This is a genomic window from Nocardioides sp. (assembly GCF_050246775.1).
Classification (GTDB): Bacteria; Actinomycetota; Actinomycetes; order Propionibacteriales; family Nocardioidaceae; genus Nocardioides.
The window spans coordinates 28,371-41,245 of the sequence record NZ_JBFWVK010000006.1 but is presented as its reverse complement, the minus strand read 5'-3'; the positions used below and the strand labels follow the sequence as shown (position 1 = coordinate 41,245).

Below are 12,875 nucleotides of genomic sequence, written 5' to 3'. Positions count from 1 at the left end.
GGGGTGGGACGGTGGTGGATCGGCGACTCAGACCCCGCGGAACCGGTTGATGGCGCTCAGGTGCTGCTCGCGCATCTCGTGGTTGCGCACGCCCAGCCCCTCCTCGGGGGCCAGGCAGAGGACCCCGACCTTGCCCTGGTGCAGGTTGTGGTGCACGTCCAGGGCAGCCTGACCGACCTCGTCGAGGGTGTAGGTGCGGGACAGGGTCGGGTGGATCATGCCCTTGGCGATGAGTCGGTTGGCCTCCCACGACTCGCGATAGTTGGCGAAGTGCGATCCGACGATCCGCTTGAGGTTCATCCACAGGTAGCGGTTGTCGTACTGGTGCATGTAGCCGCTGGTCGAGGCGCACGTGACGATCGTGCCGCCCTTGCGGGCGGCGAACACCGAGGCGCCGAACGTCTCGCGTCCGGGGTGCTCGAAGACGATGTCGACGTCCTCACCACCGGTCAGCTCTCGGATCTTCGCCCCGAGGCGACGCCATTCCCGGGGATCCTGGTTGTGCTCGTCCTTCCAGAACTTCCACCCCTCCTCGGAGCGGTTGATGATCAGCTCGGCGCCCATGCTGCGACACACCTGGGCCTTCTCCTCGTTGGAGACCACGCAGACCGGGGTGGCGCCGCCGTTGAGGGCGTACTGCGTGGCGAAGCCGCCGAGGCCACCGGAGGCGCCCCAGATCAGCACGTTGTCGCCCTGCTTCATGCCGGCACCGTTGCGGCTGACCAGCTGCCGGTACGCCGTGGAGTTGACCAGGCCCGGGGAGGCGGCCTCCTCCCAGGTGAGGTGAGCGGGCTTGGGCATCAGCTGGTTGGACTTGACCAGCGCGATGTGGGCCAGGCCCCCGAAGTTGGTCTCGAACCCCCAGATCCGCTGCTCGGGGTCGAGCATGGTGTCGTTGTGGCCGTCCGGGCTCTCGAGCTCCACCGAGAGGCAGTGCGCGACCACTTCGTCACCTGGCTTCCACGAGTGCACCCCGGCACCGGCCTTGAGCACCACGCCGGACAGGTCCGATCCCACGACGTGGTAGGGCAGGTCGTGCTTGGCCGTCAGCGGGGACATCCGCCCGTAGCGCTCCAAGAACCCGAACGTCGTGACCGGCTCGAAGATCGAGGTCCAGACGGTGTTGTAGTTGATGGCGCTGGCCATGACGGCCACATAGGCCTCACCGGGCCCGAGCTCTGGAAGGGGCACGTCCTCGACGTGCAGGGAGCGGCGCGGGTCCTTGTCCCACGACTCCAGCCCCTCGAACATGTCGACCTCGTCCTTGTGGACGGTCACGGCCCGGTAGGAGTCGGGCAGGTCGAGGTGGGCGTAGTCGTCGGGGCTGGTGTCTCCGGCGAGGATGGCGTCGAGGATCTTCTGCACGATGGCTCCTGAGGAATCAGTGGGTCGTCAGTGCGACGGGTGGGCGGGTTCGACGAGTTCGACCAGGACGCCGCCGGCGTCCTTGGGGTGGATGAAGTTCACGCGGCTCTCGGAGGTGCCGCGCCGCGGGGTTTCGTACAACAGGCGCAGTCCACGGTCACGGAGCACCTGGCTGACCTGGTCGAGGTCGCGCACGCGGTAGGCCAACTGCTGCAGCCCGGGACCGGTCCGGTCCAGGAACTTCGCGATCGTGCTCTGGGGTGTCAGCGGCGCGAGCAGCTGGATGCACGACCCGGTGTCACCGACGGCGATCATCGCCTCCCGCACACCCTGCTCCTCGTTGGTCTCCTCATGGGCGAGGGTCATGCCGAACGTCTCGGTGTAGAAGGCGATGGCGACGTCGAGGTCAGGGACTGCCACGCCGACATGGTCGATGGCGATGAACAGCTCGGCGGGAATGGCTTCGTCGAGGGATGGGCTCATGCCGGACATGGTCGTACGGCGCTGCCTGCTGGCGCGACAGGTTGTGACAAGTCCGACAAAGAGTGGCGCCCATCACCCCTCCCGATGCTGCCGGTCCGTGGGTATCGTCGCCAGCATCACCTCACCTTGAACCTCTGCAGGAGGAACCATGTCCGGATCTGTCATCGTCGCTGGTGCGCGCACCCCCGTCGGCCGCCTGCTGGGGGGATTGAAGAGCATGAGCGCCGCAGACCTCGGTGGTGTGGCCATCAAGGGCGCGCTGGCCAAGGCCGGTGTCAGCGGCGACCAGGTCGACTACGTGATCATGGGTCAGGTCATCCTCGCCGGAGCCGGCCAGAACCCGGCCAGGACCGCGTGCGTCGCCGCGGGCCTGCCGATGAGCGTTCCCTCGATCACGATCAACAAGGTGTGCCTGTCCGGCATCAACGCCATCGCGATGGCCGACCAGATGATCCGGGCCGGCCAGTACGACATCGTCGTCGCCGGTGGCATGGAGTCGATGACCAACGCGCCCCACCTGTTGCCGAAGTCCCGCGAGGGCTTCAAGTACGGCGACACGACACTCGTCGACTCGATGGCCTACGACGCTCTCTACGACCAGTTCACCGCGCAGCCGATGGGTGGCCTGACCGAGCAGCGCAACGTCTCCGACGGGGGACTGACCCGCCTGGAGCAGGACGAGTTCTCGGCGCGTTCGCACCAGCGTGCGGCCCAGGCCTGGAAGAACGGGCTGTTCGACGACGAGGTCGTGCCCGTGGAGATCCCGCAGCGGCGCGGTGAGCCGGTCGTCGTGAGCCAGGACGAGGGCATCCGGGCCGACACCACCGCGGAGTCCCTGGGCAAGCTGCGCCCGGCCTTCAGCAAGGACGGCACGATCACCGCCGGTTCGGCCTCGCAGATCTCCGACGGCGCCTGCGCGGTCGTGGTGATGAGCAAGGCCAAGGCCGAGGAGCTCGGCCTCACCTGGCTGGCCGAGATCGGCGCTTCGGGTCAGGTGGCCGGTCCCGACTCCACCCTTCAGCTGCAGCCGGCCAACGCGATCGAGAAGGCGGCCGCACGCGAGGGCATCGCCGTCTCCGACATCGACCTCTTCGAGCTCAACGAGGCCTTCGCGGCAGTCGGCATCGAGTCGGCACGCGCCATGGGCGTCTCCGACGACAAGGTCAACGTGAACGGCGGAGCCATCGCGATCGGTCACCCGGTGGGGATGTCCGGTGCCCGGATCGTGCTCCACCTTGCCCTCGAGCTCCAGCGCCGTGGCGGAGGAGTGGGCGCTGCCGCGCTGTGCGGCGGCGGCGGTCAGGGTGATGCCCTGATCATCCGCGTCCCTGGTTCGTGACCCACGCGTGAGGGGTTCCGGATCGGTTCCCGAGCTGGTCGCGCAGGCCCGGGCCGGTGAGGCCCGGGCCGTAGCGCGTCTGATCACGCTGGTGGAGGACGAGTCCCCGCTGCTGCGCGAGGTGATGGCCGCCTTGGCGCCGTACTCCGGCGAGGCCCAGGTCGTCGGCATCACCGGTCCGCCCGGCGTCGGCAAGTCCACGTCCACCTCCGGACTGGTCACCGAGCTGCGCCGGGCCGGCCGTCGCGTCGGGGTGCTCGCCGTCGACCCGTCGTCCCCGTTCTCGGGGGGAGCCCTGCTGGGTGACCGGGTCCGGATGGCCGAGCACGCCACGGACCCGGGCGTCTACATCCGGTCCATGGCCGCGCGGGGACACCTCGGAGGTCTGGCCTGGACCACCCCCCAGGCACTGCGGGTGCTGGACGCGGCCGGGTGTGACGTCATCCTCATCGAGACCGTCGGCGTCGGGCAGAGCGAGGTCGAGGTGGCCGGCCTGGCCGACACCACGCTGGTCCTGCTGGCCCCGGGCATGGGGGACGGCATCCAGGCCGCCAAGGCGGGGGTGCTGGAGGTGGGTGACCTCTACGTCATCAACAAGGCGGACCGCGACGGCGCGGACCAGGTGGCCCGGGACCTGCGCGGCATGCTCGCCTATGGCAGTCGTGCCTGGCGGCCGCCGGTGCTCCGCACGGTCGCGTCGGAGTCGGTCGGTCTGGCCGAGGTGGTGGCCGAGATCGATCGTCACGCTGCGTGGCTCGTGGAGTCGGGCGAGCTCAGCAGGCGTCGTACCCGCCGGGCGCGCAGTGAGATCGAGGCGATCGCCCTGACCTCGCTGCGACGTGACTGGGCCGACGTCGGTGGCAGCCACCGCCTCGATGCCCTCGCCGACGACGTGGCCGCGGGGCACTGTGACCCCTATACGGCCGCGGACGACCTGCTGGCTGGTCCGTGATACCAATGGACGCCATGACCGCCAGCAGAGCCGCCTGATGGGGCTCGACTTCGATCCCATCGAGGAAGCATCGCGCCAGTGGGCGCTGCACTGGGACAAGGTGCCGGCCATGCATGCGGTGACCTCGCTCATGCGGGTGCAGCAGCTGGTGCTGGCCCACCTCGACTCCATCCTGAAGCCGCACGGGCTGACCTTCGCCCGCTACGAGGCACTCGTGCTGTTGGTGTTCTCCTCGCAGGGCTCGCTGCCGATGGGCAAGATGGGGGAGCGGCTCCAGGTCCACCCCACCTCGATCACCTCGATCATCAACCGGCTCGAGTCCGCTGGGCTCGTCGTGCGCCGTCAGCATCCAGTCGACCGTAGAGCAGTGCTTGCGGAGGTCACTCCGGCCGGTCGGGCGCTCGTGGAGGAGGCGACCGCCGACCTGCTCGCGGCCGACTTCGGGCTGTCGGCCCTCAGTGACGAGCAGCTCGAGGCGGTCTCGAGCCTGCTGCTGCCGATCCGTCGCGCGGCCGGCGACTTCTGAGCCGGGATCAGAGCCTTCCGGCTCGCGGACCCGTCACGTGGATGGTCTGCCCGGTGATCGCGGTGGCGCCGCTGCTGGCCAGGAACATCACCACCGAGGCCACGTCCTGGGCGGCTGCGTTGAGCTGCTGACGGCGCCGCGTCAGCACGGATCCACCGCTCATGTGCACCTGCTGGTGCGCCGGGGGAGTCACGGCGGGTGGGGGCACGTCGAGCACTGCGTTCACGCGGGCCCCGAGCCTGCCCCAGGTCGCTCCGGCACGCCGTGTCTGCGCGATCAGCTCGGCCTCCGCCTCCACGGGCGAGTGGGTCAGCTCCAGCCAGCGACGCGAGGCGCCGGTGTGGATCACCGACCCGCCGCCACCGGAGGCACTCGAGCTGATCCGGTGGCGAAGCTTGTTGGTCAACCGAACGGGACCCACGAAGCCGTGGCGGGCCGAATGGGCCACGAACTCGCGCTCGTGCTGGTCGATGCTGCCCGGGAGCCGCGCCGCCGCAGCGTTGACGAGTACGTCGACGTGGTCGATGCGTTCGAGGAAGCCGTCGATGGCGTCGCTGTTGGACAGTTGCAGCTGGTGGAAGGAGAAGCGACTCAGGTCGGCGTCGTAGAGCGAGGGGAGCACCTTGGTCCCGGTGACCGAGACCTCGGCGCCGGCGGCCACGAAGGCCTGCGCGGTCGCGAGTCCGACTCCGCGGGTGCCACCGGTGACGACGACATGTCGACCTGTGAAGTCGAAGCCGAAGTCGATCACTCTGGTTGTCCCCTTCCCATGTGCTCCCGAGCCGTCCCCACGGCCCCACGGGGTGTCACTGTTCCCACACGACGACGCTGACGGGAGAGCCCCCTTTTTATCACTCTCTGCTCCGGTTTCGGGCATCGGGACGGCAGGGATTCCCGAACCTCGCCACAGATGTGAGGAGTGGGGCTGGAGTGGCCCGGGTACCGCCTCCGGGGTCACTTCCAGCAAGATAGGACCATGACGCAGCAGCCTTTCTCCCGACCCGGTGCCATCGACCTCTCCGCGCTCAAACGACCGGCGCCCGCGGCCGGCGCCCCGTCGGCTCCTGCAGGTGCCGGGCCCGGCGGTGCCTATGTGCTCGATGTCGACGAGCAGAACTTCCAGGCGACGCTCGAGTCGTCGATGACCGCCCCCGTGCTTCTCGCCTTCTACTCGCGCGGCCGGATGCCCGAGAGCGGCCAGCTGGCCGACGACCTGGCGCAGCTGGCCGCAGAGTTCGACGGCCGGTTCCTGGCTGGCCTCGTCGACGTCGACGCCGTGCCTGCGATCGCCCAGGCCATGCAGATCCCGTCGATCCCCCTGGTCGCCCTCGTCCTCGAGGGTCGGCCGATGCCGCTGTTCCAGGACGTCGTCGCCATCGACGAACTGCGCACCGCGCTGACCCAGCTCCTCCAACAGCTCACCACGCAGGGGGTGACCGGTCGACACCAACCCCGCTCGGTGGCCACCGTGGTGGAGGGCGATGAGGCCGAGGAGGTCGTGGACCCCCGCTACCTGCCGGCCGAGGACGCGATCGGTGCCGGTGACTACGCCACTGGCGTCGCGGAGTACCAGAAGCTGGTCGATGCCAACCCGGCCGACGCCGAGGCTGCTGCCGGGCTGGCGATGGCCCGCGTGCTGCTTCGGACCCAGGACGTGGACCTCAACGCTGCTCGGGCGGCTGCAGCCGCCAACCCCGATGACGTCGCGGCGCAGACGCTGGTCGCCGACCTCGATCTGTACGGCGGCCACGTCGACGACGCCTTCGACCGCCTCGTGGAGCTGATCAGGCGGACCTCGGGGGCCGAACGTGACCAGGCACGTCAGCACCTCATCGGGCTCTTCGCCGCAGTCGGCAACGACGATGCCCGAGTCATCCGTGGACGACAGAACCTCGCCTCCGCCCTGTTCTGAGCCTAGAGGAGGCTGAATCCGGAGAGCACGGCTGCGACCGCCGGGGACCGGGTCATGGAGCGCCGGTGCACTGCCATGATCTCCCGGGTCGGGACGGGGTCGTGGGCCGGGACCGCCACCACGTCGTCGGGAAGGTGAGCGCGGCCCAGTCGCGGGATCAGGGCGATCCCCAGACCGGCCTGGACCAGGGCGACGTGTGAGTCGAACTCCAGGGACTGGTGTGCGATCCGCGGCAGGCGGCCGGTGCCGCCGTACATCCGGGTCAGCCACTGACGGCAGATGGTGCCCTCAGGCGTAGCGATCCAGTCCTCGTCCACCAGGTCGTGCGGGGAGACCCGTGTGCGCGTGGACAGCACATGCTCGCGAGGCACGATGACGTCGGCGAGGTCGTGGGCCAGCACGGTCGTGGCCAGGTGCTCCGGGATGGCCAGCGGCACGTCACCCCAGCGGTGCACGACGCCCAGGTCGGTCTGTCCGGAGGCGACGAGATCGATGGTGACCCAGGGTTCGCGCTCGCTGAGGCTGAGGGTCAGGTCGGGGTGCAGGCGGCGGAGCTCTGGGACGGCGGGCGCGACCAGGCCCCGCATCGCCGTCGAGAAGGCGGCGACCCGGAGGTTGCCCGCGACGGTCTGCGCCTGGCGGTGCAGGCCGGACTCGATCTCCTCGAGGTCGCTGAGCAGCCGGACTCCGGCCTCGACCAGGTGTCGACCGTGGCCGGTGAGCATGACGCCTCGCCCGACTCTCTCGAGCAGGGGTACGCCGGCCTGCCGTTCGAGTCGCTTGACCTGCTGGGACACCGCACTGGGGGTGAAACCGAGGGCCTCGGCGGCCGCGACCACCGAGCCGTGGTCGTCGACGGCGCGGAGCGCCGCGAGTGAGGTCAGATCGAGCATGAAGCAATGCTACCGAAAGCAGTGCAGCATCATTCGCTGGTGCTTCATGATCGAAGCAAGGAGACTGGGCAGGTGAACCTTCGCGACTCTCTCCTCGCCGCCACCGTGGCCACCGTCTGGGGCTTCAACTTCGTGGTGATCGACTGGGGCATGCGCGGGGTTCCGCCGTTGTTGTTCGTGGCCATCAGGTTCGTCGTGGTGCTGGTGCCGGCGGTGTTCCTGGTCGCGAGGCCGCAGGCGCCCTGGCGGGTGATCGCCGCGGTCGGCGCGTTCATGTCGCTGGGACAGTTCGGGTTCCTCTACGTGTCGATGGCCGCCGGGATGCCTCCGGGTCTGGCGGCCCTGGTCCTCCAGGCCCAGGTTCTCTTCACGATCGCGATCGCCGCGGGCTGGCTGGGGGAGCTCCCCACGACGCCCCAGGTCCTGGGCACGCTAGTGGGCTGTGTGGGCCTTGGCGTGGTCGCGGTCGGGAGAGGCGGGCACGTGCCGCTGTCGGCCCTGGCCCTGTGCCTGCTGGCAGCGCTGTCGTGGGGGATCGGCAACGTCGTGTCCCGGGCCTCGGGCATTCAGGGCGGACTGTCACTCACCGTCTGGTCGGCCCTGGTCGTGCCTGTGCCGCTGTTCGCCCTGTCGCTGGTCATCGACTCGCCAGCGGTCGTGGGTGCCGCCCTGGCGGACTTCTCGTGGCAGGCGGTCGTCTCCACGCTCTACACGGCCGGTCTGGCCTCCCTGGTGGGCTACGGCATCTTCAACACCCTGTTGAGCCGCTACCCGTCCTCGTCGGTGGTGCCGTGGGTGCTCCTGGCGCCTGTGGTCGCCATGGTGTCGGCCTGGCTCCTCTTGGCGCAGCGGCCCAACCTTGCCGAGAGCGTCGGCGGAGCTCTGCTGATCCTCGGCGTGCTGGTCACGCTCACGAGGCAGGGATCCTCACGCCGCCCGGCTGCGGGCGCGATCGGTGAGCCGCACGATGATCCAGCCGCCGCCGAACACCGTCAGCAGCAGCGCGATCCAGGCGCCGACCGTGATGCCGGTGAAGCCCGCGACCAGGTAGCCGAGCTCCGGTAGACCGCCCATCAGCAGCGCTGCCACCGGCACGAGGGCCACCTGGACACGCCTCTCCCTCGGGGTCCAGAGCGGTGACAGGGAGGCGAGCAGGGCGGCCGGCACCCAGGCGAAGCAGGCGACCACGAACGCCACGAGCGCGATGCCGATCGAGCCGCTCCAGTGCTTGGTCACCGACTCCTGCACCACCCCTGCGGCGGTCGAGCTCGAGGTGCTCGACTCCGAGACCGCGCTGGCGCCACCGACGAGCATCACGATGATCAGCAGCGCCAGAGCCTGCAGGAGGGCCACCACGATGGGCAGCCAGCTTCGCTCGGTGGTGCGCACACCGCGGGCTTTCGTGGACCGAGGGCCGTGATCGGTGCGCCCGGCGTACGCCTCGTCGGCAACTGCCTGCGGTGAGCCCAGCTCGGCCAGTGCCGCCCGGACGGCATCGTCGCTGTGATCGCCACCGGTCGCGGCCTCGATGTGCTCGCGGACCCCCGCCAGGGTCTCGTGCCGCTCGGCCGGGTCGATGCCGGCGAGCAGACGCTCGAGCTCCGCCAGATAGCTGGCCGCGAGGGGGTGCACGGTGGGTGGGACGGTCATGGCTTGCCTCCGTGGGTGTTCAGGGCTGTGTCGACGGCATCTCGGAAGAGCTTCCAGGCGGGCCGGAAGTCCCCCAGGGACCGCCTCCCGGCGTCGGTGAGTGCGTAGTAGCGGCGCGGTGGCCCCTCGCTCGACTCACGCCAGTCGGTGCTGACGAGTCCGGCCTTGCGCAGCCGTGCCAGCAGTGGGTAGAGCGTGCCTTCGCTGGACATGAGTACGCCGTCGGGGGTCAGTCGACGCGCGATGTCGAGACCGTAGAGCTGCTCGCCCTCCAGCATCGCCAGCACGCAGTACTCCAAGGCTCCCCTCCTGAGGTGGGTGAGCATGGAGTCGTCGCCGGGTACCATGCGAGACACGGTACCTCACGGTTCACTCAGCCGTCGAGGCGCGCCCTGCCAGCCTCGAGTCGGGCCACAGGCACCCGGAACGGTGAGCAGGAGACGTAGTCCAGCCCGACCTGCTCGAAGAAATGGATGGAGGCCGGGTCGCCCCCGTGCTCGCCACAGACCCCCAGGTGCAGGTCCGGGCGGCTGGCGCGACCGCGCTCCACCGCGGTGCGGACCAGCTCTCCCACCCCCTCGGTGTCGAGGGACTCGAAGGGCGAGACCGGGAAGATCCCGTGCTCCAGGTAGGTCGAGAAGAAGGACGACTCGACGTCATCGCGGGAGAAGCCCCAGGTCATCTGGGTGAGGTCGTTCGTGCCGAAGGAGAAGAACTCGGCACTCTCCGCGATTCGTCCCGCCGTGAGCGCGGCGCGGGGCAGCTCGATCATGGTCCCCACGGAGTAGGGGATCTGCACGCCCCTCTCGGACTGGACCTCTTCGGCGACGGCGTCGATGTAGCCGCGCACGATGTCGAGCTCGCGCACTGTGCCGACCAGCGGCACCATGATCTCCGGGCGGGGGTCGCCGCCGGCCTGGATCCGTTCGGCGGCTGCCTCCAGGACCGCACGGGCCTGCATCGTGAAGAGGCCCGGGATCGCGATCCCGAGTCGTACGCCGCGCAGCCCGAGCATCGGGTTCTGCTCGTGCAGACGGGTGACGGCCTGCAGCAACCGGTGCTGTCGGCTGTCGGACTTGTCGCGCTCGTCCTCGAGCGCCACCTCGACCGAGAGCTCGGTGTAGTCCGGCAGGAACTCGTGCAGCGGCGGGTCGATCAGGCGGATCGTGACCGGCAGCCCGTCCATGGCCTCCAGGATCCCCCGGAAGTCGTCGCGCTGCAGCGGCAGCAGCTCGGCCAGCGCGGCGTCGCGGCCCTCGTCGTCGTCGGCCACGATGAGGTTCTCCACCAGGAGGCGGCGCTCGCCCAGGAACATGTGCTCGGTGCGGCACAGCCCGATCCCACGAGCCCCGAAGCGCCGGGCGCGTGCGGCGTCCTCGGGGGTGTCGGCGTTCGAGCGCACGCTCAGTCGACTCAGCCCGTCGGCGTGCTCCATCATCATCTCCACCGCCGATGCCAGCTCCCCGTCGACGGCCTTGCCCTCGAAGAGTCGTACGACGTCGGAGTCGACGACCTGCACCTCACCGGCGAACACGTCGCCGGTCGTGCCGTCGATGGAGAGCACGTCCCCCTCGTGGATGACCCGGCCGCCGCGGAGCCTGACCTGCTTGCGCGCCACATCCACCTCGAGCGCCTCGGCGCCGCAGACACAGGTGCGACCCATGCCTCGAGCGACCACGGCGGCGTGGGAGGTCTTGCCCCCGCGACTGGTGAGGATCCCGCGAGCCGCGACCATGCCACGCAGGTCGTCGGGGTTGGTCTCCTTGCGGACCAGGATCACCGACTCGCCGCGGTCGGCGTACTCCTGTGCGGTGTCGGAGTCGAAGACGGCCTTCCCGACCGCGGCGCCGGGAGAGGCGCCCATCCCCGTCGTCAGCAGGTCGCGGTCCCCCTTGCGCTTGAAGCGCGGGAACATGAGCAGGGCGAGCTGGGCGCCGTTGACCCGGCGCAGGGCCTCGTCGCGGTCGATCAGGCCCTCGTTGGCCATCTGGGCGGCGATGCGGAACGCCGCCTCGGGGGTGCGCTTGCCGACCCTGGTCTGCAGCATCCAGAGCTTGGCGTCCTCGATGGTGAACTCGATGTCGCACATGTCGCGGTAGTGCTGCTCGAGGGTCTCCATGATGTGCAGCAGCTCGTCGTGCGACTTCTTGTCGATCTCACCCAGGTCGGCCAGGGACACCGTGTTGCGGATCCCGGCGACCACGTCCTCTCCCTGGGCGTTCTGCAGGTAGTCGCCATAGACACCCTGGTGACCGGTGGACGGGTCGCGGGTGAAGCACACCCCGGAACCCGAGGTCAGACCCCGGTTGCCGAACACCATCGCCTGGATGTTGACCGCCGTGCCGAGGTCTTCGGGGATCTGCTCCTGACGGCGGTAGAGGATCGCGCGCTCGGTGTTCCAGGACTCGAACACCGCCAGCATCGTGAGGTCCATCTGCTCACGCGGGTCCTGGGGGAACTCGCGGCCCGCCTGCTCGCGGATGATCTTCTTGTACGTCGTCACCAGGCCTCGCAGGTCGTCGGCGTCGAGGCCGGTGTCCTCGGTGGTGCCGCGGTCGCCCTTGAGCTTGTCCAGGGCACTGGAGAAGTGCTCACTGTCGATCCCCAGCACGGTGGCGCCGAACATCTGCAGCAGGCGGCGGTAGGAGTCCTGCGCGAACCTGGCATCCCCGCTGCGCTGCGCCAGCCCCTCGACCGACTGGTCGTTGAGGCCCACGTTGAGGACCGTCTCCATCATCCCTGGCATCGAGAACTTGGCACCCGAACGCACCGAGACCAGCAGGGGGTCCTCCGGGTCGCCCAAGGTGCGCCCGATGGCCTGCTCGAGGGCAGCCAGATGCTCGGTGACCTCCTCGGCCAGACCCGGCGGCTGGTCGCCGTGTTCGAGATAGGCCCGGCAGGCGTCCGTTGTGATGGTGAAACCGGGTGGCACCGGCAGCCCCAGGTTGGTCATCTCAGCCAGGTTCGCCCCCTTTCCACCCAGGAGGTCACGCTGGTCCTTGTCACCGGTTGCGAAATCGAACACATAGCGGGTCATGCAGTGCATCCTGCCCCTGATGTGGCTCCTTGAGTAGGGCCAGGTGGTGCGATCCCACCCCCAGTGCAGGGGTCAGGGGACCGGAAGCACCGTTCTGTCCCACGTGGTGTTCACGATGATGGCCGCCGAGGCGTACAGCGCCAGGAGCGCGTCCACGATCAGGAGGTAACCAGCCAGGTGACCCAACCCCGTGCTGCTCGCGAACGCACCGAAGGCAGCCAGGTAGAACACGGCGCACAGCACCACGAAGATCGCGATCGTGGTCAGGTTGGTGCGCAACGCAGCCAGCAGCATGTAGGTGGAGAAGATGGCCCAGGCGAGCAGGAACATGCCCGTGATCGCTGCTGCGTCGGCAGTCACCATCGGAGCGTAGAACTGCACGAGCAACGCATAGCTCAGCCAGAACCCGGCGTACGTCGTGAACACCATGCCGGCGAACGTCTCGCCACGCATGAAGTGCAGGACCCCGGCGATGGCCTCGGTGAAGAACCCGAGAGCCAGGGCGAGGGAGAGGACCGCCGGCGTCGCCAGCGGGTCGATGAGGCCCGACATGACACTGGCCAGCACCAGCGCCGAGATGCCGAAGCTGGCTAGGCCGAGGGGGAAGGGATCGCCGAGACTGGTGATGGGCGGCGAGCTGACGGGGGCGAGCGTGGTGTCGGTCATGCCTCGGCACGCTAGCGGCGACATCCGGGCCTGCCCACTGGGCAAACGGACA

12 protein-coding genes and 1 pseudogene are annotated in these 12,875 nt (G+C 69.2%); 5 read left to right on the top strand and 8 right to left on the bottom strand.

The window, feature by feature from the left end; all coding sequences use genetic code 11:
• Positions 1-27: 27 nt before the first annotated feature.
• Entirely contained in the window at positions 28-1,365 is a 1,338-nt protein-coding gene (gene ccrA, locus AB7I40_RS20305) for a crotonyl-CoA carboxylase/reductase (RefSeq protein WP_428345184.1), read from the bottom strand.
• A gap of 27 nt (positions 1,366-1,392) precedes the next feature.
• The gene (gene mce / locus AB7I40_RS20300; protein WP_428345185.1) at positions 1,393-1,848 is read right to left on the bottom strand and encodes a methylmalonyl-CoA epimerase; all 456 of its coding nucleotides are present in this window, start codon (positions 1,846-1,848) and stop codon (positions 1,393-1,395) included.
• Between the two features lie 148 nt (positions 1,849-1,996).
• Between mce and AB7I40_RS20295 the strand changes: the two genes are divergently transcribed.
• The 3 genes from AB7I40_RS20295 to AB7I40_RS20285 are packed head-to-tail and all read left to right on the top strand — an operon-like array spanning position 1,997 to position 4,665.
• Positions 1,997-3,187 carry an acetyl-CoA C-acetyltransferase gene (locus AB7I40_RS20295; RefSeq protein ID WP_428345186.1) on the top strand — a complete coding sequence of 397 codons (1,191 nt, stop codon included), beginning with the start codon at positions 1,997-1,999 and terminating at the stop codon, positions 3,185-3,187.
• A gap of 7 nt (positions 3,188-3,194) precedes the next feature.
• Positions 3,195-4,139 (top strand): methylmalonyl Co-A mutase-associated GTPase MeaB, encoded by a 945-nt coding sequence (gene meaB, locus AB7I40_RS20290; protein WP_428345187.1) that lies wholly within the window; start codon positions 3,195-3,197, stop codon positions 4,137-4,139.
• 37 nt (positions 4,140-4,176) lie between these two features.
• Positions 4,177-4,665, top strand: coding sequence for a MarR family winged helix-turn-helix transcriptional regulator (locus AB7I40_RS20285; protein ID WP_428345188.1), 489 nt, complete (start codon positions 4,177-4,179; stop codon positions 4,663-4,665).
• A 7-nt stretch (positions 4,666-4,672) separates the two neighbouring features.
• Here AB7I40_RS20285 and AB7I40_RS20280 read toward each other — a convergent pair whose 3' ends face one another.
• Positions 4,673-5,416, bottom strand: coding sequence for an SDR family oxidoreductase (locus AB7I40_RS20280; protein WP_428345189.1), 744 nt, complete (start codon positions 5,414-5,416; stop codon positions 4,673-4,675).
• Positions 5,417-5,641: 225 nt separating this feature from the next.
• Here AB7I40_RS20280 and AB7I40_RS20275 point away from each other — a divergent pair, with 225 nt between their 5' ends.
• Entirely contained in the window at positions 5,642-6,577 is a 936-nt protein-coding gene (locus AB7I40_RS20275) for a co-chaperone YbbN (RefSeq protein ID WP_428345190.1), read from the top strand.
• 2 nt (positions 6,578-6,579) lie between these two features.
• Here the strand turns inward: AB7I40_RS20275 and AB7I40_RS20270 are convergent, their stop codons facing one another.
• The gene (locus AB7I40_RS20270) at positions 6,580-7,470 is read right to left on the bottom strand and encodes a LysR family transcriptional regulator (RefSeq protein WP_428345191.1); all 891 of its coding nucleotides are present in this window, start codon (positions 7,468-7,470) and stop codon (positions 6,580-6,582) included.
• A gap of 72 nt (positions 7,471-7,542) precedes the next feature.
• Here AB7I40_RS20270 and AB7I40_RS20265 point away from each other — a divergent pair, with 72 nt between their 5' ends.
• Complete coding sequence (locus AB7I40_RS20265) at positions 7,543-8,535, top strand: EamA family transporter (RefSeq protein ID WP_428345192.1); 993 nt, start codon at positions 7,543-7,545, stop codon at positions 8,533-8,535.
• Positions 8,536-8,922: 387 nt separating this feature from the next.
• Here AB7I40_RS20265 and AB7I40_RS20260 read toward each other — a convergent pair.
• The 4 genes and pseudogenes from AB7I40_RS20260 to AB7I40_RS20245 form a co-directional block, all read right to left on the bottom strand.
• A pseudogene (locus tag AB7I40_RS20260) lies at positions 8,923-9,120 on the bottom strand (HAAS signaling domain-containing protein); the annotation flags it as partial.
• Positions 9,117-9,467, bottom strand: coding sequence for a PadR family transcriptional regulator (locus tag AB7I40_RS20255; protein ID WP_428345193.1), 351 nt, complete (start codon positions 9,465-9,467; stop codon positions 9,117-9,119). The gene AB7I40_RS20255 and the pseudogene AB7I40_RS20260, both read right to left, overlap by 4 nt.
• Positions 9,468-9,493: 26 nt before the next feature.
• On the bottom strand, positions 9,494-12,157 hold the full coding sequence (gene ppdK / locus AB7I40_RS20250) for a pyruvate, phosphate dikinase (protein ID WP_428345194.1): 2,664 nt from the start codon (positions 12,155-12,157) through the stop codon (positions 9,494-9,496).
• Positions 12,158-12,229: 72 nt separating this feature from the next.
• A complete protein-coding gene (locus AB7I40_RS20245; protein ID WP_428345195.1) occupies positions 12,230-12,823 on the bottom strand; it encodes an acetate uptake transporter in 594 nt (197 codons plus the stop codon).
• Between the last annotated feature and the right edge of the window lie 52 nt (positions 12,824-12,875).

Bases quoted from the DNA above. Each gene is read 5' to 3' on its own strand.
- mce (WP_428345185.1), bottom strand. From the start codon at position 1,848: ATGAGCCCATCCCTCGACGAAGCCATTCCCGCCGAGCTGTTCATCGCC.
- AB7I40_RS20295 (WP_428345186.1), top strand. From the start codon at position 1,997: ATGTCCGGATCTGTCATCGTCGCTGGTGCGCGCACCCCCGTCGGCCGC.
- AB7I40_RS20285 (WP_428345188.1), top strand. From the start codon at position 4,177: ATGGGGCTCGACTTCGATCCCATCGAGGAAGCATCGCGCCAGTGGGCG.
- AB7I40_RS20275 (WP_428345190.1), top strand. From the start codon at position 5,642: ATGACGCAGCAGCCTTTCTCCCGACCCGGTGCCATCGACCTCTCCGCG.
- AB7I40_RS20270 (WP_428345191.1), bottom strand. From the start codon at position 7,470: ATGCTCGATCTGACCTCACTCGCGGCGCTCCGCGCCGTCGACGACCAC.
- AB7I40_RS20255 (WP_428345193.1), bottom strand. From the start codon at position 9,467: ATGGTACCCGGCGACGACTCCATGCTCACCCACCTCAGGAGGGGAGCC.
- ppdK (WP_428345194.1), bottom strand. From the start codon at position 12,157: ATGACCCGCTATGTGTTCGATTTCGCAACCGGTGACAAGGACCAGCGT.
- AB7I40_RS20245 (WP_428345195.1), bottom strand. From the start codon at position 12,823: ATGACCGACACCACGCTCGCCCCCGTCAGCTCGCCGCCCATCACCAGT.